The following is an 18,141-nucleotide window of genomic DNA, read 5'->3' on the forward strand; positions in this document are numbered from 1 at the left end:
TGGCGGAGACCGTGCTCCCGAGGGAGCACGGTCGTTTTCGAAGCCGCGGCTTAGCGGAACAGCGACAGGATGCTCTGGCTGTTCTGGTTGGCGATCGAGAGCGCCTGAACGCCAAGCTGCTGCTGGGTCTGAAGCGCCTGCAGGCGCGTCGATTCCGCGTTCATGTCGGCGTCGACGAGCTGGCCGATACCGCGATCCACGGAGTCCATCAGGTTCTTGACGAATTCCGTGTTGGTCGCGATGCGGTTCTTGACGGCACCGAGATTGGCGGCGGCCGAGGCGACCGAGTTGATCGCAGCGGTGACCTGGTTGATGTAGCCGTCGAGCTTGGTCTGGTCAGTCGCCGAGTCGGTCAGCGCGCCGATGTTGATCGAGGCAACCGACGCGCCGGTGGAGCCGCCGACCACCGTATCCAGGATGCCGGTAGTGGATGAGCCGCCGGTGGTGTAGAGCGCGTAGGTGGCGGTCGTCACGGTGATGGAGCCGATGGTGGGCGTACCGCCGACGCGCGAGTACGACGACACGAGGTTGAAGGTCGTCGGCGTGGCCGTGGACGACGAGGGCGTGATGTCGATGCTCAGCCAGTTGATACCGTTGATCGTTGCCGAGTCGGACTTGAGCTTCATATCCTGCTGGATCTGGGTGACCTCGGCCTGGATCTTGGTCCGGTCGATACCGGCGGTCTTGGCTTCGACCAGCAGCGCCTGGAGCTTGGTCAGGCCGGAGTTCTTGTCGCCGATGACCGTGTTCAGAGCGGTGTATTCGGTGTCGACCATCGCGGCCGACAGACCGAGCGAATCGGAGACTGCGGACAGCGCGGCGTTGTCGGAGCGCATCGAGGTTGCGATCGACCAATAGGCCGAATTGTCCGAAGCGGTCGAGACGCGCTGACCGGTCGAGATCCGGTTCTGCGTGGTCGCGAGCTGCGTGCTGACATTGCGGAGGGTCTGCAGCGCGGTCATTGCAGACGAGTTGGTGAGGAGGCTAGAACCCATTTTGATGTCCCTTTGACGATTGAATTGAGTTTGGGGACATACCGGACTTGCACCGGTACGACAGGGCGGCATCATGCCTTTGGGCCACGGCAATGCGTGTGATGGACCCAATCTGTCGTAGCGGTGAGGCTACCCGCCGAAGCTTGTGTGAGGCTTGTGGCTCTGTGACTCGGTTGCAACACCGAGCCGGATCATGGCGTCGACGCGGCGTCACGCCTGACAAAGAAAGGGCCGCGCTTCGCGAGAAGCGCGGCCCTCCCCCAGATGAGTTGAGGTTTAGCGGAACAGCGACAGGATGCTCTGGCTGCTGTTGTTGGCGATCGAGAGCGCCTGAACGCCGAGCTGCTGCTGGACCTGGAGGGCCGCAAGGCGGGTGGACTCCTGGTTCATGTCGGCATCGACGAGCTGGCCGACACCGCGATCCACGGAGTCCATCAGGTTCTTGACGAATTCCGTGTTGGTCGAGATGCGGTTCTTGACGGCACCGAGATTGGCGGCGGCCGAGGCGACCGAGCCGATCGCAGCGGTGACCTGCGCGATGTAACCATCGAGCTTGGTCTGGTCAGTCGCCGAGTCGGTCAGCGCGCCGATGTTGATCGAGGAGACCGACGCGCCGGTGGAGCCGCCAACCACCGCATCCAGGATGCCGGTGGTGGATGAGCCGCCGGTGGTGTAGAGCGCGTAGGTGGCGGTCGTCACCGTGATGGAGCCGATGGTGGGCGTATTGCCGACACGCGAGTACGACGACACGAGGTTGAAGCTCGTCGGCGTGGCCGTGGACGAGGAGGGCGTGGTGTCGATGCTCAGCCAGTTGATGCCGTTGATCGTCGCCGAGTCGGCCGTCGACTTCAGCTGATTCTGGATCTGGGTGACGTCGGCCTGGATCTTGGAGCGATCGATACCGGCGGTCTTGGCTTCGACCAGCAGCGCCTGGAGCTTGGTCAGGCCGGAGTCCTTGTCACCGATGACCGTGTTCAGAGCGGTGTATTCGGTGTCGACGGTCGCAGCCGACAGACCGAGCGAGTCGGAGACCGCGGAGAGCGCCGCGTTGTCGGAGCGCATCGAGGTTGCGATCGACCAGTAGGCAGCGTTGTCCGAAGCGGTCGACACGCGCTGGCCGGTGGAGATGCGGGTCTGCGTGGTGGAGAGCTGCGAGCTGACAGACCGCAGGGTCTGGAGCGCGGTCATGGCGGTCGAGTTCGTAAGCAGGCTTGACATTGCGAATGTCCCTTTATGTACGCGTTACATTTTCACGAGGGGACATACCGGGCTTTCACCGGTACGGAGGGGCGGCATCATGCCTTTGGACTGATGTGGGTGGGGTCCAACCCGCCGTGCCGCATTGCTAGCACGCCGAATCTTGCGCCGAGATTAAGATCGGCTTGAATTTCTCAGCAATATCATATGGTTACCATTACCCTCCGGTAACCATAAGCCGGTACTTCTTGCTAACCATGACCCGGCCGGCCGGCGGTCGCCGCCGCTACGAGAACGACCGCACCAGTCCGGAGGCCAGCAGGTTCCAGCCGTCGATCAGCACGAAGAACAGCATCTTGAACGGCAGCGCGAGGATCGTCGGCGGCATCATCATCATGCCCATCGACATGGTCAGCGTCGCCACGATCATGTCGATCACGAGGAACGGCAGCATGATGAGAAATCCGATCTCGAACGAACGCCTGAGCTCGGAGATCATGAAGGCCGGAATGATGACGCGCAAATCGATGCGCTTGTCGTCGAACTTCTTGCGAAAGCTCTCCGCGGCGAGCGCCTCGAAGGTCTGGAGATCCTTGTCGCGAACATGCGCCAGCATGAACTCGCGGAACGGATCGGTGATCTTCAGATAAGCCTCTTCCTCCGAGATCTCGTTCTTCATGAGAGGCTGGACGCCGGTCTCCCAGGCGCGGTCGAAGGTCGGCGCCATCACGTAGAACGTCATGAACAGCGCGAGGCTGACCAGCACCAGATTGGCCGGCGTGGTCTGGAGGCCGAGACCGGAGCGCAGGAACGACAGCGCCACCGCAAACCGCGTGAAGCTCGTCACCATGATGAGCAGTCCCGGCGCCACCGACAGCACCGTGATCAGCGCCATCAGCTGGATGATGCGGCCGCTGGTCGAGCCGTTGCCGGGCGGCAGCAGGGAGTTGAGGTCCGGAATCTGGGCGAACGCCATTTCGGGCAGCACCGCCAGAATCAACGCGAGCAGCAGGACTCTCAATTTCACTGAATCACCAACGTCTCAATGATCAATTCGCGGACCTTGCCCGACGAGCGGACATTGGCGCGCTCGGCGAGGTCATCGCGCAGATGCTGGAGCCCGCGCGATCCCTCGAACTGCGCAGCCGAGGCCGATCGCAGATAGGTGACGATGTCTTCGCTGATATGGGCGGCCAGGATGCCGGCGTCCTCGTCGCTCATGCTGTCGGTCACCATGGAGGCCTCGACACGGGCCCAGTTGTTGGCCGGCGCGGCGAGATTGGTCACGATCGGGGACAGTTTTCGAAGCCGCGCGCTGCCGGCGTAGCTCGACGCAAGCGGCGGCGGCGTAGGGCTCTTCTTCGCGTCGGCGACGCGCTCGGCGGCTGCAAACAGATGCAGGCCGGCAAGGGCGCCGGCACCGATCGCGACCAGGGTCAGCGCCACGATGGCGGCAATCAGGCGCATCACGTCCCCTGCCCTCGCGACGCGGCCCGGCCGGCGCGAACCTCAGAACGGTGCCACGGCGTCATAGATCCGATGTCCCCATCCAGGCTGCTGCACGTCCGACAGATTTCCCTGACCACCATAGGACACGCGCGCCTCCGCGATCTTTTCGTAGGAAATCGTGTTGGTTCGCGAGATATCGCGCGGACGCACGATGCCGCCGACATTGAGCACGCGCATCTCGGTGTTGACGCGGAACTCCTGCGAGCCGCTGATCATCATATTGCCGTTCGGCAACACGTCGGTGACGATGGCGGCGATGGACAGCTTGATGTCCTCCGTGCGATCGATCTGGCCGTTGCCCTTGATCTGGGTGTTGGTGCTGAGGTTGGCGGTGGTTTGCCCCTTGTCGGCCCATCCTGCGACGTCCATCAGCCAGTCGAGCCCGAACTTGATCTGCGAATCGCGCGAGCGGCCGGTCTTGTTGTCGAGCTTGGCCTTGTCCTGCATCGAGATGATCACCGTCACGACGTCGCCGGTGCGCCGGGCGCGGGGATCGCGGTAGAGATCGGTGCCGTCGTCCCAGGTCGAGCGATAGCTGACCGGCGTGCGCATGCGCGGCGTCACCGGGATCGGGTCGGCCTGCGTCCTCAGGCCGCTTCCGACCGGCGACAAGCGCGGGCCGGTCAGGGCGTCCGCCGGATCACCGACGCATCCGGTAAGCATCAAGAGCGGCAGGATGAGGATCAGATTCTTCATCTATTTGGTCTTTCCGTCATCCACGCGACGCATTCCGCCGAGCAAATCGGCGAGGTGCGCGGCGCGCGCCGTATCCATCTCGTTGAAGATCGCGCTCGAGCTCCTCGGGCTGAGCTTGGCGAGCACGGCGGCGGCGGTCTCGTCCGCCATGCCGGCGATCTGGGTGGCCGCGGCGTCCGGCTTCATGCGCGAGTAGATCTCGACGACCTGGGCCTCGGCCTTCTTCAGGAAGTCGTCGCGCAGCGCCATCCACTTCTCGTATTCGGCGCGCTTGGCCTCGACCTCGGCGATCCGCTCGCGGAGCTGGGTCTCGGCCTTCTCCAGCTCCTTGAGCTGCCAGGCCAATCTCGCATCGACGGCGGGATCGGCCACGTTGCTGCAGAACAGCGCGACCTCGTTGTCCGCGGTCGCAGCGGCCTGCGGCGGTGCGGGCTTTGGCGGCGCCGTGACACTGCCGGGCTTGGCCGGACGTAGCGGCGCGGGTGCGGGCACTGGCGCCGGTGCAGGCGTCTCGGAAGCCGGCACCGCACCGGTGATCGCCGGTCCGGTATCTTCGGCCGCCCACGCCGTCGCCCGGGTGGCCGCATTGTCACCCTGGATCGGCGCGCGCGGCTTCTGCGGTCCGGGCGCGCGGGCGCGCGCGAAGGAAAGCAGGTTGAGCGGCTTCGACGATCTGGCCTCATCCAGCGCCAGCACGGGCGAAGCGCTCGCAAGCGCCGCGGCCGCGGCCAGGAGGAGGAGTTTGGCTTTGTGATCCAGCTTCAACATCGGGCCGCGTGCGATTCTCGGTCGAGACCTGAGCATTGAGCGACCAAGCTTGCACGACGCTTATGCGTCATTGGACGATGACATCGGCCTGGAGCGCGCCGGCCGTCTTGATCGCCTGGAGGATCGCGATGATGCCTGACGGCTTGAGGCCGATCTGGTTCAATCCGCGCACCAGGCGCTGGAGATCGACGCCGCTCAGGATCGCCACCTGCGATCCGGCCTCGTTGGCCTCGACCACGGTCTGGGGAACCACCACCGTCTGCCCGCGCGAGAACGGCGCCGGCTGCGACACCACGGGCATCTCCGTGACGCGGACGGTCAGATTGCCGTGCGTCACCGCAACCGTCGATATCCGCACGTCCCGTCCGATCACCACCGTGCCGGTGCGCTCGTTGATCACCACCCGCGCCGGCGTGTCCGGCTCGACCGTCAGCTCGCCGATTTCGGCGAGGAAGCGGACCGGGCCGATATGGCGCGGCTTCGACAAGACGATGGTGCGGTAGTCGCGCTCGAAGGCGATCTGCGCGCGATAGCGGCCGCCGGCGTAGCGGTTGATCGCATCGAGGATGCGCGTTGCGGTGACGAAGTCCGGGTTCTTGAGCTCAAGCACCAGGAATTCCATCTCATGGAGGCTTCCCTGCACCTCTCGCTCGACCAGCGCGCCGTTCGGAATGCGGCCCGCGGTCGGGGTGCCCTGGCTGACGTTCTGCGCCTGACCTCCCACGCTGTAGCCGGCGACCGTGACCGCGCCCTGTGCCACCGCATAGACCGCGCCGTCCGCCGCGCGCAGCGACGTCATCACCAGCGTGCCGCCGAGCAGCGAGGTCGCATCGCCGAGCGACGACACGGTCACGTCCATCCGCTCGCCTGCCCCGATCGAAGGTTGCAGGTCCGCGGTCACCATCACGGCGGCGACGTTGCGCGTGCGCAGGGTGGTCGGGCGCGCGGGGTTGGTGGTGCTCGTGGTCTCGTTCCTGACATTGATGCCCATGTTCTCGAGCATCGATTGCAGGGACTGCTCCGTGAACGGAGCATTGCGAAGCGTGTCGCCGGTGCCGTTCAGGCCGATGACGAGGCCGTAGCCGACGATCTGGTTTTCACGCAATCCCTTGATGTCCGCGATGTCCTTGATGCGGACGGCGGCCTGGGCGCTGGCCGCGGAAACGACAAGGATGAGCGCAAGCAGGAGCCTGGTCATGATCCGTCCACGACCTTGACGGTGCCGTCCGGCTGGACGACGCCCCTGATGATCACGCCGGTGTCGGTGTTTCGCACTGGAATCAGTGCGCCGGCGGCGCCCGATTGCATCGCCGAGCCGTAGGTGACGATCGACAGGCCGCTGTCCTCGACGACGACCTTGACCATGGCGCCGCGGGCGACGGTCCAGGGATCTTCCACCGAGTTGGTCGGGATGGGCTGGCCCGGCAGCAGCGCGCGCCGGGCCATGCGGCCGACCAGGATCTGGCGTCCTTCGATGAACTGGGCGACGCCGAGCAGGTTCGGCGCGAAGGCGCGCTCCGTGATCATGTCGTCCCGGATCAGCTCGCCGGCGCGGATCGACACGGCCGGCACGGGAAGCCGCTTCTCCTCGGCTGCAGCGACGCGCGCCGAGACGAGAACCAGCAGCACGGCGGCCAACCCGCGCACGATCAGGCCCACCCTGTTCAACATGGACACACCGGAACTAGCGAAGGCCCTTCGATACGGTCGAGGCCATTTCATCCGAAGCCTGGATGACCTTGGCATTCATTTCGTAGGCGCGCTGCGCCGAGATCAGCTCGGTGATTTCCTTGACCGGATCGACGTTCGAGGCCTCGAGATATTTCTGGTTGATCTTGCCGTAGCCGGCATCGCCCGGCAGTCCGACGACCGGCGTGCCGGACGCCGTGGTCTCGCGATAGAGATTGCTGCCGAGCGGCTCGAGGCCTGCCTCGTTGGCGAAGTTGGCGAGGTTGAGCTGGCTGATCTGCCGCGGGTTCACTTCCGTGTCCAGCTTGGCGAACACCTGTCCGGTCTGGTTGACCGTGACCTCGACCGTCCCCTGCGGGATCGTGATTGCGGGATCCAGCAGGTAGCCGTCGGTGGTGACGAGTTGACTGTTGGCATTGGTGTTGAACGAACCCGCGCGGGTGTATTGCACCTCGTTGTTCGGGCCCAGCACCTGGAACCAGCCGCGGCCGTTGATCGCGAGGTCGTAGGGATTGCCGGTCTGGGTGAGCGCGCCCTGGATGTGCAGCTTGCGGATCGCCGCCGACTTGACGCCGAGGCCGAGATTGGCGCCTTCCGGAATCGGCGACGAGCCGTTGACGTTCGCGACGCCCTGCATCCGGTCCATCTGGTAGAAAAGATCGGTGAACTCCGCGCGCGCCCGCTTGTACGACGTCGAGTTGATGTTGGCGATGTTGTTGGCGATGACTTCGATATTGGTCTGCTGGGCATTCATGCCCGTGGCCGCAATGGCAAGCGATTTCACAATGTGACTCCTTCAGATCAAATCGACATACGAACGACTTCTTGGTAGGCCTGCACGACCTTGTCGCGAACCGCGACCGCCGTCTGCAAGGCTTGCTCGGCCGACATCAGCGCCTCGACGACGCGCCGCGTCGATTCCTTGCCCTGCATCGCCGAGATCGACGCCGCCTCGCCCGCCTTCAGCGTGCCGATCGCGTCCGTCGTCACCTGTTTCATCACCGAATCGAAGCCGACGTCGCCGCCGGACTGGATCGCGGTCGGCGCCGCGGGCGCGATCGCCTGCGTCTCGGTTGCGCGGCTCGCCGCCCGGCCTGCGGAGATCGCCGTGGACGAAATTGCCTCAAGCATTGTCAGCTCCTCAGAAGGTCGATGGTCATGCCCAGCATCGACCTCACCTGTTTCACGACCTGGAGATTGGCTTCATAGGACCGGTTGACTTCCCGCATGTCGGCCATCTCGATCATCATGTTGACGTTCGGCAGCTTGACGTAGCCGGACTTGTCTGCGGCGGGATGCCCCGGATCGTACTCCACGCGGTACGGCGTAGTGTCGACGCCGACCTCCTTGACCTTCGCGAGCTGCGCGCCCGAGGCACGGTCCATCGCGGCATCGAAGGTGATCGTCTTGCGCTGATACGGATCGGCGCCGGCGGTCCGTCCCGTCGACGTCGCGTTGGCGAGGTTTTCCGAGACGATGCGCATGCGCGTCGACTGCGCTTCGAGCCCGGAGCTCGCAACCGTCAGGGACGCGCTCAGTGAGTCCAGCATGTCAATTCACCTCAGGTCTTCACGCTCGACAGCAGCATGCGGTGGAACGACCGCACGACCGCCGAGTTCATCGAGTAGTCGCGATTGACGTCGTTGCCCTTGATCATCTCCTGCTCGAGACTGACGGAATTTCCGGAGTGAACCACGTCCCAGCTGTCCTTCTTGGAGGTCGCGCGCGTGTCGGTCTCGGTCGCGGAAAGCTGCATGTGCGTCGGTGACGTCGTCGCGAGCCTGACCGGCATTCCGTCGAGCACCTTGTTGAACGGCTCGACGTCGCGCGCCTTGAAGCCCGGCGTATTCGCGTTGGCGACGTTGGTGGCGATGGTCGACTGGCGGAGTTCGAGGTACCGCGCTTGCGACGATGCGAGTTCGAAGAGATAAAGCGGTCCCACGACAGTCCCATTCTGGTCCATTCGAGGAGAAGCCTAGGGCGTTAAGCTTTCGTCAAGCTGTTGGGCGAAGCACCATCCTCGGAAATCTACTGGACCTTCTCGGGCCGGGTCGTCTGCTTCGACTGCAGGAAGTAGATGATCTCGGCGACGGGCCGGAAGAATTCGGCCGGAATCACCTGATCGACCTGAACGGCCTCGTAGAGCGCGCGCGCCAGAACTTTGTTCTCGATCACGGGGATTCTATTCTTCTCCGCGACTTCGCGGATCTTCAGCGCGATCACGTCCATGCCCTTGGCCACCACGAGCGGCGCCGGGTTTTCCTCGCGGTTGTAGCGCAGTGCGATCGCAAAGTGCGTCGGGTTCGCGATCACCAGCGTCGCGCGCGATGCGGAGGCGATCATCCGCTGTCGCGAGCGGTCGCGCGCCAGCGAGCGCAGGCGCGCCTTGACCAGCGGGTCGCCTTCGGCCTGCTTGTGCTCGTCCTTGATCTCCTGCCGGGTCATGCGCAGCTCGCGCCGCCAGTGGAAGCGCGCCCAGGCGAGGTCGATCGCGACCAGGACGATGGTCGCGATACAGATCGCCGAGACGATCCGCATCGCGATGTTGAGGATCATCTCCGGCAGCGCGACGGGGTCGGTGTACATCGCCTCGAACGCCTTCGCTTCGGACGAGCGCAGCACGAAGGCGACGACGACGGTCACCGAGGCGAGCTTGAACAGCGACTTGGCGAACTCGACGAGGCCCTGCGTTCCGAACAGCCGGTTCCAGCCGCTCACCGGGGAGATTCGCGAAAGGTCCGGCATGATGCGTTGAAGCACCAGGTTGGGCGCGTTTTGCAGCAGCGACGATGCCAGCCCGAACACGAGCAAAACGACCAGCAGCGGCACCAGGAATCGCAGCGCCTCGAGTCCCACCACGGTGAGGAGGTTCTGCGCGTCCGCCCCGGTGGCGAGGGGGAAGCCCTCGGGATCGTCGAGGAGGCTCTTCAGGGTCGGCGTCAATTGCTGCACGCCCTGGCCGATCAGGAACATCTGGATGACCATCAGCGCCGCCATCGACGCGAAGATGGAAGCCTCCCGAGAGACCGGAATTTTGCCCTGTTCGAGCGAATCGCGGACTTTCTTCTCGGTCGGCTCTTCTGTCTTGCTCTCCTGATCGGTTGTTTCTGCCATGCCCGTTCAGCGGTCAGCGGAAGACCAGCTCATCCTCCTGCTCGGGGTTGAGCTCGATTTCGCCCTTCTCCGCGAGGTCGAGCGCGAGATCGGTGATCACGCGCCGGGCCTCCAGCACGTCGCGCTGGTTCGACGGTTCGCCGATCGCGAGCTCGTGCTCGACGACGCGGCGGACGCGCGATGCGACCGACGACAGGATCAGCTCGCGGAAGTTCTTGTCGGTCCCCTTCAGCGCGATGACGATGCGATCGGTCGGCACCTGATCGAAGATCATGGTGCGCGCCTTCGGCGTCAGGTGGATCACGTCGTCGAAGGTGAACAGCAGCTCCTTCAGCACTTCGGCCGATTTCGGCCGCTTCTCCGACAGGCTCTTCAGCATGTCCTCGATGTGGCCGCGCTCCATCTTGTTGATGATGTCGGCGACGCGGGCATAGGTGTCCGCGCCGAGGTTGCGGGCGAAGTTCAGCGTCAGGTCCTCGTGCAGCGTCTTCTCGAGAACCTTCATCGCGTCGTCGGCGATCGGCTTGAGGCTGAGCACGCGCCGCATCAATTCGTTGCGCAGGCTGGACGGCAACTGGCTCATCACCTTGGCGGCACAGGCCGGCTTGACCTTGGACAGGATGAGGGCCGCGGTCTGCGGATGCTCCTTGGACAGGTAGGTGGCCAGCGAATTTTCCGACACCGACGAGACACGATCCCACACCGACCGGCTCGAATTGCCGAGCAGGTCCGTCATGATCGCCGAGACCTGGTCGGCCGGTAGCACGTCGCCAAGCACGGCCTCGAGGCCGCCGAGCGTGCCGAGAATGTTGGCACCCATCGAGAACTGCTGGGCGAACTCCTCGACGATCCCCTCCAGCTCCTGCGCGGTGATCGGCCGCAGCTCGGCCGCGGCCTTGGTCACGATGCGGATATCCTGCGGCTCGAACTGCGCGAGCACGCTCGCGGCCGCCTGCCGGCCCATGGCCAGCAGGAGTGCCGCGACCTTCTCCGTTCCGCCCAGCGTGGCAACGCCTCGCTGCTTGATGGGAGCGATGCCGACCTGTGCCGCCATGGTCAGGTATCACCCTGCCCCAGCGGTCCAACGATCTCCGTGAGCGAGACACCGAAGCGGGAATTGTCCTCTTCGACGACGACCACTTCGCCGCGGGCGACGATACGGCCGTTGACGACGACGTCGACGGGCTCACCGACCCGGTGGTCGAGCGGAACCACCGCGCCGCGCCCGAGCTTCATCAGGTTCGCCACCGGGATGGTAGCCGAACCCAGCACCACCTGCATGGTGACGGGAATGCGCAGGATGGCATCGACATTGGCGAACTTGCCACTCTCCTCCGCCGTGCGCGCGGCGATCTCGGCCAGCCGCTCCAGCGGAGACGTCTCGGTCTCTTCCGATGCAGATGCAGATGCAGACTCATAGTCGAAGGATTGCGCCATTTGGTATCGCCTCTTGGTATTTCCGCTCCCGGAGCGCCACGGCGTTCCGGTCGTATCTGGTTCGCCGGCCCCGGCTTCAGTGCTTGTTCACGTCGGCGCCGCTCCCGGTCGCTGCGGACGCGAGCCCGCTCCTGGCGTCGAGCGCCGCGATCGCCTCGTGGGCCTGGTCGATCTTCGTGCTCAGCACGTTGGCGAGCCGTCCGAGATTTGCGGTCGAATCATGCGCCGCGGTGATGACCGTGTCGAAGGCGCCCGCCGTCTCGTGGACGATGGTCGAGAATTCGCCCTGGTAACTGCGCAGCCGCGCCAGCTCGCGGTGCATCCGCGTCACCCGCATGCTGGTGAAGGCAAGCGCAATCAGCAGCACCGCATCAACGAGATAGGATATCATCGACGAACTCCCGTTTCTGATCCACGGGATCTGCCACCTGCATGGCGTAATAGCCATCGAGCTGGCCGATCTGACACCAGAACAGCACCTGGTTGTTGCTTTCGAGACGGGCCAGCGTGCGCGGCGTGGCTTCGAGCTCGAGCACCTGCCCGACCTGGAACTTCACGACGTCGCCGAGGGTCACCATCTTCTCATCGAGCACCGCGCTCAACGTCACTTCGGTGCGGTGGACCTCGCTCTCCATCTGCTCGCGCCAGCGCGGATCGGACGCACGGCCGTCGCTGACGACGACATGGGCGAGCTTCTGGCGCAGCGGGTTGAGCGCGGAGTGCGGAATGATGAGGAACATCTGGCCGCCGCGGTAGAGCGCCTGCAGCATGATGTTCGCGCAGATCGACATGTTGCCGCTCCGCCCGATCGCCAGCGAGGCCATCGCGGTCTCGACCCGCTCGACACGGAAGGTGACGTTGGACGTGCCGGCGAAGGCGGATTGCAGCGCCTTGGCGAAGCGCTCGAACAGCGCCTGGACCAGGCGGATCTCGATGTTCGAGAACGAGCGCTCGACGTCGAGCGGCGGTTCGGCACCATCGGAACCGAACATCGCCTCGACCATCGTGAACACGAAATCGCGGTCGAGCATGATGATGATGCGGGAGTCCCACTGCTCGGCATAGAGCACGGCGGCGACCGCGTTGGCCTCGTAGTCCTTGATGATGTCGCCGACCCGATCATTGGTGATGCCGTTGACCGAGAAATAGCAGGGCGTTCCCGCCATCGGCTGGAGGCTGTCGGTGCAGGATGCCGCCATGCGATCGAAGATCACATTGAGCATCGGCATGCGTTCGATCGATATGCCGGCCGCGTCCAGCAGGTAGTTCGGCAACTGCTTCCGCTGATCGACCTCGACGTCTTCCATCGTCATGCGCGTGCCGCCTTCGGTTCAGCGTCAGCCACGACAGCCTTCGGACCCGCGATCGTCTCGTTCTCGACGACATCGATCGACGGACGCTCGCTGCTCGAGATCATCTTGCGGCCGTGCTCGACCGCGATCTGCGGCATGGCGCCGTTCATGAATGCCAGCAGCGTCTGCTTGACGATGATGTAGGGCCGGCACTTCTTCTCGCGCGTCATCTTAATCTTGATCGCGAAGGGCGAAATGATGCCGTAGGACAGAAAGATGCCGGCGAAGGTGCCGACCAGGGCGGCGCCGATGAAGCCGCCCAGCAACTTCGGCGACTGGTCGAGCGCGCCCATCGCCTTGATGACGCCGAGCACCGCGGCGACGATGCCGAGCGCCGGCAACGCCTCGGAGACCGTCACCAGCGAATGGTAGGGCGCCAGCTTGCCCTTCACGATTGTGTGGATCTCCTCGTCCATCAGCGCTTCGATCTCGTGCGTGCGCGCATTGCCCATGATGATGAGACGGACATAGTCGCAGATGAACTGGAGCAGCGACGGGTCACCGAGCACGCTCGGGAACGCCTTGAAGATCTCGGAGGACGCAGGGTCGTCGATATGCGCCTCGACCTCGTTGCGGCCCTTGCCCCGCAGCTCGCGCATCAGGGCATGCAGCGCCCCGAGCAGGTCGAGATAGTAGCGCTGGCCCGGCACCGCGCCGGTGATGGCCTGCATGCAGGCTACCCCGGTATCCACGACCGTCTTCCACGGGTTGGCCACGATGAAGGTGCCGACCGCGGTGCCCATGATGATCACGAACTCCCACGGCTGCATCAGCACGGCCAGATGCCCGCCCATGGCGGCAAATCCGCCAAGCAGCGCCGCCACCGTGATGAAAATCCCCACGAAACTGAGCAACGCGCCACTCCATCGCCGATCCCACCGGGAATATCTAGTCGGCGACGCTTGCGCGAAGCTGGCTTCCCGCTCGCCAGCCCCGCGCAAGCAATTCACGGCAGCTTGGGACGATGTCGCAATGGCGACCAGAGGGGCGCGGGTCATGCTATCCACGATCGCGGACTACACCAGATTGACCAAGGACCTGGGCAAGTCGATGACGCAGGTCGCGACCCAGCCGGATGTCAGCCGCGAGACCGATTACTTCCTCAGCCATATCGGCAACGTGAAGACGATCGACGACTTCCTGAAGGACTACCGCCTCTACACCTATGCCATGAAGGCCTATGGCCTCAGCGACATGACCTACGCCAAGGCGTTCATGCGCAAGGTGCTGACCGAGGGGGTCTCGAACAAGGACGCCTTCGCCAACAAGCTCACCGACGCCCGTTACCGGGAATTCGCCACCGCCTTCAATTTCGCCGCCCTCGGCGACAAGGCGACCCAGACCACCGCAGCCACGACCGGCACGGCCACCCAGTACGTCACGCAGACGATGGAGCAGAAGGCCGGCGACCAGAACGAGGGCCTGCGGCTGGCGCTCTATTTCACCCGCAAGGCGTCCACGATCACGAACGCCTACCAGATCCTCGCCGACAAGGCGCTGACCCAGGTCGTCCAGACCGCCATGGGCTGGTCGTCGACGATCAGCTCGTCCGACATCGATGCCCAGGCCAAGATGATCACGGACAAGATCGACCTCACCGATTTCCAGGACCCGACCAAGGTCACCAAGTTCGTGCAGCGCTTCGCGGCGATGTGGGACGCGACCCAGGCCCAGAGCGACAACTCGACCAACCCCGCGCTGGTCCTGATCGGCGGCGCGGCGACGTCGGCCAGCCTGGATACCGACATGCTCACGAAGCTTCAATCCATCCGGTTCGGGAAGTAAGTCATGCAATCGGCTCTCTATGTGGGATTGTCGGCGCAGGTCGCCCTCGAAAAGCGCCTCCAGACGATCGCCAACAACGTCGCCAACGTCAACACGGCGGCGTTCCGCACCGACGTGGTGAAGTTCGAGACCGTGCTGTCCAAGGCCGGCGCGAACCCGGTCGCGTTCTCCTCGCCCGGCGACAACATCATTTCGCGCGAGACCGGCAACATCACCGAGAGCGGCAATCCGCTCGACGTCGCCGTGGTCGGTCAGGGCTGGCTCGCCTTCGCCGGCCCGAACGGCACGGTCTATACGCGTGACGGCCGGCTCCAGATCGCCGCCAACGGCGACCTTCAGACGGTGGCCGGCTTCCCCGTCATCGATGCCGGCGGCGCGCAGATCACGCTCGACCCGAACGGCGGGCCGGTCTCGATCGCACGCAGCGGCGCGATCACCCAGGACAACAACGAGATCGGCACCATCGGCCTGTTCAACATTCCCACTGATGCCAATCTCGAGCGCTACGGCAATTCGGGCGTGACGCCCGACCGGCCTGCGACCGCCATCGCCGATTTCTCCCGCGACGGCTTCAAGCAAGGCTATGTCGAGGGCTCCGGCGCCAATCCGATGATGGAATTGACGAAGCTGATGGCGGCCTCGCGCGCCTTCGACGGCACCAATTCGATGATCGAGGGCACCGAGAGCTCGCTCCAGAACGCAATCCGGACGCTGGGCGAGCCCGGCAAGTAGAGTGCGCCCCGTGCGCAATGAGGGTGGACGGTTTCTTTGAACGCTCTTCGGCAACTCGAGTGGGCGCTGCTGGAGCTTCAGCAGAGCACTCCCCTGGCAAGCGTCAGCGGCGCGATCTCCGAGATCGCGCCGACGCATTTCCGTGTCTCCGGCCTGTCGCGCTTCGTCAGGCTTGGTGAACTCATCGGCGTCAACTCCGGCGGCAAGCCCCAGATCGGCGAGGTGGTGCGGATCGACAGCGAGGGCATCATCGCCAAGCCGTTCGACCGGCAATTTGCCGGCGGCCTCGGTTCCGTCGCCTACCGCATGCCGCCATTGTCTTTCGCGCCCGATCCGAGCTGGAAGGGCCGCGTCATCAACGCGCTCGGCGCCCCGCTGGACGGACAAGGTCCGCTGACGCCGGGATCGCGCGCCGTCTCGGCGGAGGCCGAGGCGCCCTCGGCCATGAAGCGCGCGCGCGTCCACAAGCCGCTGCGCACCGGCGTGCGCGTCATCGACCTGTTCGCCCCGATCTGCGCCGGCCAGCGCGTCGGCATCTTTGCCGGCTCCGGCGTCGGCAAATCGACGTTGCTCGCGATGCTTGCCCGCAGCCAGGGCTTCGACACCGTCGTGCTGGCGCTCGTCGGCGAGCGCGGCCGCGAAGTGCGCGAATTCATCGAGGACGTGCTGGGCGCCAATCGCAATCGTGCGGTCACCATCGTATCGACGGGCGACGAGAGCCCGATGATGCGGCGGCTGGCGCCGAAGACGGCCATGGCGGTAGCCGAATATTTCCGCGATCGGGGCGAATCGGTTCTGCTTGTGGTCGATTCGATCACCCGTTTCGCCCACGCCGCCCGCGAGGTCGCGCTCGCCGCCGGCGAGCCCGCGGTCGCGCGCGGCTACGCGCCGACGGTCTTCACGGACCTGCCGCGCCTTCTGGAGCGCGCCGGCCCCGGCGAGGAGGGATCCGGAACGATCACCGGAATTTTCTCCGTGCTGGTCGACGGCGACGATCACAACGAGCCGATCGCCGACACCATTCGCAGCACGCTCGACGGGCACATCGTGCTCTCCAGGCACATCGCCGACCAGGCGCGCTATCCGGCCGTGGACGTTCTGGCCTCGGTCTCCCGCCTCGCCCATAACGTCTGGGACCCCGAAGAGCGCGAATTGGTGAGCAAGCTGCGCACCATGATCGCCAAATACGAGGACACGCGCGATCTTCGCCTGATGGGCGGATACCAGTCGGGACGTGATTCGGGCCTCGACCAGGCGATCGACCTGGTTCCGAGAATCTACAGCGCAATGCGGCAAGACGCATCGGCTCAGCCGAGCGCAGATCCGTTCCGCGAACTGAGGGACATGCTCAAGGGCGAGTAGCAGGTGAGACGGCGCACGACGCGCCCGCGATCTCGCCCTTCTCATTGTTTCTACAGTCGGTCGCGCATCCAATCACGCGGCCGGCGCATGCCTCCCGTCACCGCCACCGCGACCCGTCGTGAGCGCATCAACCGTTCGGATGACTCATCGGGCGGCCGCGACGGAAGCGGAGACGGCTCCGCGAGCGGAACAACCGCCGCGTGTAATCCCTACAAGTTCTCTCGGCGATTCTCCGGACGCATTGCACAAGTTGTGGATGACTCATCAACGCGCATCAGCTTTTGTCATGCACAAGCTTCCATCAACTTGCATCAACGTCGGACAACGACGTGCCCTGCAATTAAACCGTCGTATACTTGCGGGCATGCTGCCCGTAGGACAACGTATTGCGTTCACTACCATGTGTCCCTAAGAGCGAGATTGTCTTGAACGTTACATTCGCCTGCAACGACATCCAGTCTCCGAGAGCGTCTCTACTTGATTTTGTTGAGAAGCTCATTCATCGTTTCGGTGGAATATCAAGAAACGTCTGCTTGTGACTTGAACTCAGGGGCTTCGGTTGAACAATTCCCGTCCATCGTCCGTTCGTGACGGCAACTCGGGCTCCCGTGCGACGACGACGCAATTGGCATGTCATCGGCGACGCGGCCTCTCGCTCCGGACGACGCGACGCACGCTGGTTCAGCTCGGGCGCGTTGCGGTCCGTGCCTTCGAGCAGGAATCGGGCATGACGTACTCATCGGGCATCTCCGGAGGTCTGACCTCTTTCGAAGTATTCGCGAACCAGGGCGCCAGGCGGCTTCGGGACGCCGCAGACGAAGTTCCGGGGACGAGGTAAATCCATGCCATTGGCACGAGAAGCCGTCGAGCTGCTGGTCCAGGCGGCGAGGGCTTGGTATTTCGAAGGCAATCAGCATGGATTGCGCGATCGGGAATGGATGGCGCTGCGCTTTCTCGGCCGCGCCAACAGGTTTTCGCGCACACCGTCCGCGCTCGCCGGCTTCATCGGCTCCACCAGGGCGACTGCATCGCAGATCGTGAAGACGCTCGAGAGCAGGTCCTTCCTGGTGCGAAAGCCCTCGCACGAGGACAAGCGTTCCGTGGTGCTCCACGTCACCGCGCAGGGCGAGAAGTGCCTGAGCCAGCACGACCCGATCAACCACGTGGTGAATGCGGTCACGGCGCTCGGAACTGAGGAGTGCATCAGGCTGCGCAACTCGCTGCGGGAGATCCTCAATCACCTCGACGCAGCTCACCAGCGGCTCGATGCCAGCATCTGCCGGGACTGCATGTTTCTCGCCGAACGCAGCCCTGGCATCGGCCCGGCCGCCGCGAAGGGACGCGCAACCGCCGAATTCATGTGCCGGCTGTATCGCGCCCCCGTCTCGCTCGAGGAAACCGAACTGCTCTGCACCAGCTTCGAGCGCACCCGCGACCGCCCGAAGATCGAGGCGCATCTCGACCGTGCGCGCGTGGCGAGCCAGGGATGAGGCGAAGGCCCGCAG

At 64.5% G+C, this 18,141-nt stretch carries 22 protein-coding genes; 4 read left to right on the forward strand and 18 right to left on the reverse strand.

Going from position 1 to position 18,141, the window contains the following annotated elements:
• Nucleotides 1-50: 50 nt before the first annotated feature.
• From AAFG50_RS33995 to motA, 18 genes are all read right to left on the reverse strand, one after another.
• Nucleotides 51-995, reverse strand: a complete 945-nt coding sequence (locus tag AAFG50_RS33995) for a flagellin (RefSeq protein ID WP_011089603.1) — start codon at nucleotides 993-995, stop codon at nucleotides 51-53.
• 276 nt (nucleotides 996-1,271) lie between these two features.
• Nucleotides 1,272-2,213, reverse strand: coding sequence for a flagellin (locus AAFG50_RS34000; RefSeq protein ID WP_011089604.1), 942 nt, complete (start codon nucleotides 2,211-2,213; stop codon nucleotides 1,272-1,274).
• A gap of 265 nt (nucleotides 2,214-2,478) precedes the next feature.
• Nucleotides 2,479-3,219 (reverse strand): flagellar type III secretion system pore protein FliP, encoded by a 741-nt coding sequence (fliP, locus tag AAFG50_RS34005; RefSeq protein ID WP_011089605.1) that lies wholly within the window; start codon nucleotides 3,217-3,219, stop codon nucleotides 2,479-2,481.
• On the reverse strand, nucleotides 3,216-3,659 hold the full coding sequence (locus tag AAFG50_RS34010) for a flagellar basal body-associated FliL family protein (RefSeq protein WP_028175224.1): 444 nt from the start codon (nucleotides 3,657-3,659) through the stop codon (nucleotides 3,216-3,218). The genes fliP and AAFG50_RS34010 overlap by 4 nt, the downstream gene beginning before the upstream one ends.
• A gap of 42 nt (nucleotides 3,660-3,701) precedes the next feature.
• Complete coding sequence (gene flgH, locus AAFG50_RS34015) at nucleotides 3,702-4,397, reverse strand: flagellar basal body L-ring protein FlgH (RefSeq protein ID WP_011089607.1); 696 nt, start codon at nucleotides 4,395-4,397, stop codon at nucleotides 3,702-3,704.
• Nucleotides 4,398-5,165, reverse strand: a complete 768-nt coding sequence (locus AAFG50_RS34020; RefSeq protein ID WP_028175223.1) for a MotE family protein — start codon at nucleotides 5,163-5,165, stop codon at nucleotides 4,398-4,400.
• Nucleotides 5,166-5,232: 67 nt separating this feature from the next.
• The gene (gene flgI / locus AAFG50_RS34025; protein WP_028175222.1) at nucleotides 5,233-6,363 is read right to left on the reverse strand and encodes a flagellar basal body P-ring protein FlgI; all 1,131 of its coding nucleotides are present in this window, start codon (nucleotides 6,361-6,363) and stop codon (nucleotides 5,233-5,235) included.
• The gene (gene flgA / locus AAFG50_RS34030) at nucleotides 6,360-6,836 is read right to left on the reverse strand and encodes a flagellar basal body P-ring formation chaperone FlgA (protein ID WP_161533556.1); all 477 of its coding nucleotides are present in this window, start codon (nucleotides 6,834-6,836) and stop codon (nucleotides 6,360-6,362) included. The genes flgI and flgA overlap by 4 nt, the downstream gene beginning before the upstream one ends.
• Before the next feature lie 13 nt (nucleotides 6,837-6,849).
• A complete protein-coding gene (gene flgG, locus AAFG50_RS34035; RefSeq protein WP_028175220.1) occupies nucleotides 6,850-7,638 on the reverse strand; it encodes a flagellar basal-body rod protein FlgG in 789 nt (262 codons plus the stop codon).
• Nucleotides 7,639-7,655: 17 nt separating this feature from the next.
• Entirely contained in the window at nucleotides 7,656-7,985 is a 330-nt protein-coding gene (locus AAFG50_RS34040; RefSeq protein ID WP_028175219.1) for a flagellar hook-basal body complex protein FliE, read from the reverse strand.
• 2 nt (nucleotides 7,986-7,987) lie between these two features.
• Nucleotides 7,988-8,404 carry a flagellar basal body rod protein FlgC gene (gene flgC / locus AAFG50_RS34045; RefSeq protein ID WP_011089613.1) on the reverse strand — a complete coding sequence of 139 codons (417 nt, stop codon included), beginning with the start codon at nucleotides 8,402-8,404 and terminating at the stop codon, nucleotides 7,988-7,990.
• A gap of 11 nt (nucleotides 8,405-8,415) precedes the next feature.
• Complete coding sequence (gene flgB / locus AAFG50_RS34050) at nucleotides 8,416-8,817, reverse strand: flagellar basal body rod protein FlgB (protein ID WP_011089614.1); 402 nt, start codon at nucleotides 8,815-8,817, stop codon at nucleotides 8,416-8,418.
• A 65-nt stretch (nucleotides 8,818-8,882) separates the two neighbouring features.
• Entirely contained in the window at nucleotides 8,883-9,968 is a 1,086-nt protein-coding gene (gene flhB / locus AAFG50_RS34055) for a flagellar biosynthesis protein FlhB (RefSeq protein WP_011089615.1), read from the reverse strand.
• A gap of 13 nt (nucleotides 9,969-9,981) precedes the next feature.
• The gene (locus AAFG50_RS34060) at nucleotides 9,982-11,022 is read right to left on the reverse strand and encodes a flagellar motor switch protein FliG (protein WP_011089616.1); all 1,041 of its coding nucleotides are present in this window, start codon (nucleotides 11,020-11,022) and stop codon (nucleotides 9,982-9,984) included.
• Between the two features lie 2 nt (nucleotides 11,023-11,024).
• Entirely contained in the window at nucleotides 11,025-11,405 is a 381-nt protein-coding gene (fliN, locus tag AAFG50_RS34065; RefSeq protein WP_028175217.1) for a flagellar motor switch protein FliN, read from the reverse strand.
• A 76-nt stretch (nucleotides 11,406-11,481) separates the two neighbouring features.
• Complete coding sequence (locus tag AAFG50_RS34070; protein ID WP_011089618.1) at nucleotides 11,482-11,796, reverse strand: hypothetical protein; 315 nt, start codon at nucleotides 11,794-11,796, stop codon at nucleotides 11,482-11,484.
• The gene (locus AAFG50_RS34075) at nucleotides 11,777-12,718 is read right to left on the reverse strand and encodes a FliM/FliN family flagellar motor switch protein (RefSeq protein WP_011089619.1); all 942 of its coding nucleotides are present in this window, start codon (nucleotides 12,716-12,718) and stop codon (nucleotides 11,777-11,779) included. Before AAFG50_RS34075 ends, AAFG50_RS34070 begins: the two co-directional genes overlap by 20 nt.
• A complete protein-coding gene (motA, locus tag AAFG50_RS34080) occupies nucleotides 12,715-13,611 on the reverse strand; it encodes a flagellar motor stator protein MotA (protein ID WP_028175216.1) in 897 nt (298 codons plus the stop codon). The genes AAFG50_RS34075 and motA overlap by 4 nt, the downstream gene beginning before the upstream one ends.
• 142 nt (nucleotides 13,612-13,753) lie before the next feature.
• On the opposite strand from motA, the gene AAFG50_RS34085 reads away from it, so the two are divergent.
• The 4 genes from AAFG50_RS34085 to AAFG50_RS34100 all read left to right on the forward strand — a co-directional run bounded on the left by AAFG50_RS34085 (nucleotide 13,754) and on the right by AAFG50_RS34100 (nucleotide 18,126).
• The gene (locus AAFG50_RS34085) at nucleotides 13,754-14,542 is read left to right on the forward strand and encodes a DUF1217 domain-containing protein (protein ID WP_028175215.1); all 789 of its coding nucleotides are present in this window, start codon (nucleotides 13,754-13,756) and stop codon (nucleotides 14,540-14,542) included.
• 3 nt (nucleotides 14,543-14,545) lie between these two features.
• Nucleotides 14,546-15,274: a flagellar basal-body rod protein FlgF gene (gene flgF / locus AAFG50_RS34090; RefSeq protein WP_011089622.1), complete on the forward strand. Its 729-nt coding sequence runs from the start codon at nucleotides 14,546-14,548 to the stop codon at nucleotides 15,272-15,274.
• A 36-nt stretch (nucleotides 15,275-15,310) separates the two neighbouring features.
• Nucleotides 15,311-16,636 carry a flagellar protein export ATPase FliI gene (gene fliI / locus AAFG50_RS34095; RefSeq protein WP_011089623.1) on the forward strand — a complete coding sequence of 442 codons (1,326 nt, stop codon included), beginning with the start codon at nucleotides 15,311-15,313 and terminating at the stop codon, nucleotides 16,634-16,636.
• An 842-nt stretch (nucleotides 16,637-17,478) separates the two neighbouring features.
• The gene (locus AAFG50_RS34100) at nucleotides 17,479-18,126 is read left to right on the forward strand and encodes a MarR family transcriptional regulator (protein ID WP_028175214.1); all 648 of its coding nucleotides are present in this window, start codon (nucleotides 17,479-17,481) and stop codon (nucleotides 18,124-18,126) included.
• Nucleotides 18,127-18,141 lie beyond the last annotated feature (15 nt).

Source organism: Bradyrhizobium sp. B039, assembly GCF_038965675.1.
In the GTDB taxonomy this organism is placed as follows: Bacteria; Pseudomonadota; Alphaproteobacteria; order Rhizobiales; family Xanthobacteraceae; genus Bradyrhizobium; species Bradyrhizobium diazoefficiens.

Bases quoted from the DNA above. Each gene is read 5' to 3' on its own strand.
- AAFG50_RS34100 (WP_028175214.1), top strand. From the start codon at position 17,479: ATGCCATTGGCACGAGAAGCCGTCGAGCTGCTGGTCCAGGCGGCGAGG.
- AAFG50_RS34010 (WP_028175224.1), bottom strand. From the start codon at position 3,659: ATGCGCCTGATTGCCGCCATCGTGGCGCTGACCCTGGTCGCGATCGGT.
- AAFG50_RS34075 (WP_011089619.1), bottom strand. From the start codon at position 12,718: ATGACGATGGAAGACGTCGAGGTCGATCAGCGGAAGCAGTTGCCGAAC.
- fliN (WP_028175217.1), bottom strand. From the start codon at position 11,405: ATGGCGCAATCCTTCGACTATGAGTCTGCATCTGCATCTGCATCGGAA.
- AAFG50_RS34040 (WP_028175219.1), bottom strand. From the start codon at position 7,985: ATGCTTGAGGCAATTTCGTCCACGGCGATCTCCGCAGGCCGGGCGGCG.
- flgC (WP_011089613.1), bottom strand. From the start codon at position 8,404: ATGCTGGACTCACTGAGCGCGTCCCTGACGGTTGCGAGCTCCGGGCTC.
- AAFG50_RS34000 (WP_011089604.1), bottom strand. From the start codon at position 2,213: ATGTCAAGCCTGCTTACGAACTCGACCGCCATGACCGCGCTCCAGACC.
- flgA (WP_161533556.1), bottom strand. From the start codon at position 6,836: ATGTTGAACAGGGTGGGCCTGATCGTGCGCGGGTTGGCCGCCGTGCTG.
- AAFG50_RS33995 (WP_011089603.1), bottom strand. From the start codon at position 995: ATGGGTTCTAGCCTCCTCACCAACTCGTCTGCAATGACCGCGCTGCAG.
- flhB (WP_011089615.1), bottom strand. From the start codon at position 9,968: ATGGCAGAAACAACCGATCAGGAGAGCAAGACAGAAGAGCCGACCGAG.
- flgI (WP_028175222.1), bottom strand. From the start codon at position 6,363: ATGACCAGGCTCCTGCTTGCGCTCATCCTTGTCGTTTCCGCGGCCAGC.
- AAFG50_RS34070 (WP_011089618.1), bottom strand. From the start codon at position 11,796: ATGATATCCTATCTCGTTGATGCGGTGCTGCTGATTGCGCTTGCCTTC.
- AAFG50_RS34060 (WP_011089616.1), bottom strand. From the start codon at position 11,022: ATGGCGGCACAGGTCGGCATCGCTCCCATCAAGCAGCGAGGCGTTGCC.
- flgF (WP_011089622.1), top strand. From the start codon at position 14,546: ATGCAATCGGCTCTCTATGTGGGATTGTCGGCGCAGGTCGCCCTCGAA.
- flgB (WP_011089614.1), bottom strand. From the start codon at position 8,817: ATGGACCAGAATGGGACTGTCGTGGGACCGCTTTATCTCTTCGAACTC.
- flgH (WP_011089607.1), bottom strand. From the start codon at position 4,397: ATGAAGAATCTGATCCTCATCCTGCCGCTCTTGATGCTTACCGGATGC.
- AAFG50_RS34020 (WP_028175223.1), bottom strand. From the start codon at position 5,165: ATGTTGAAGCTGGATCACAAAGCCAAACTCCTCCTCCTGGCCGCGGCC.
- AAFG50_RS34085 (WP_028175215.1), top strand. From the start codon at position 13,754: ATGCTATCCACGATCGCGGACTACACCAGATTGACCAAGGACCTGGGC.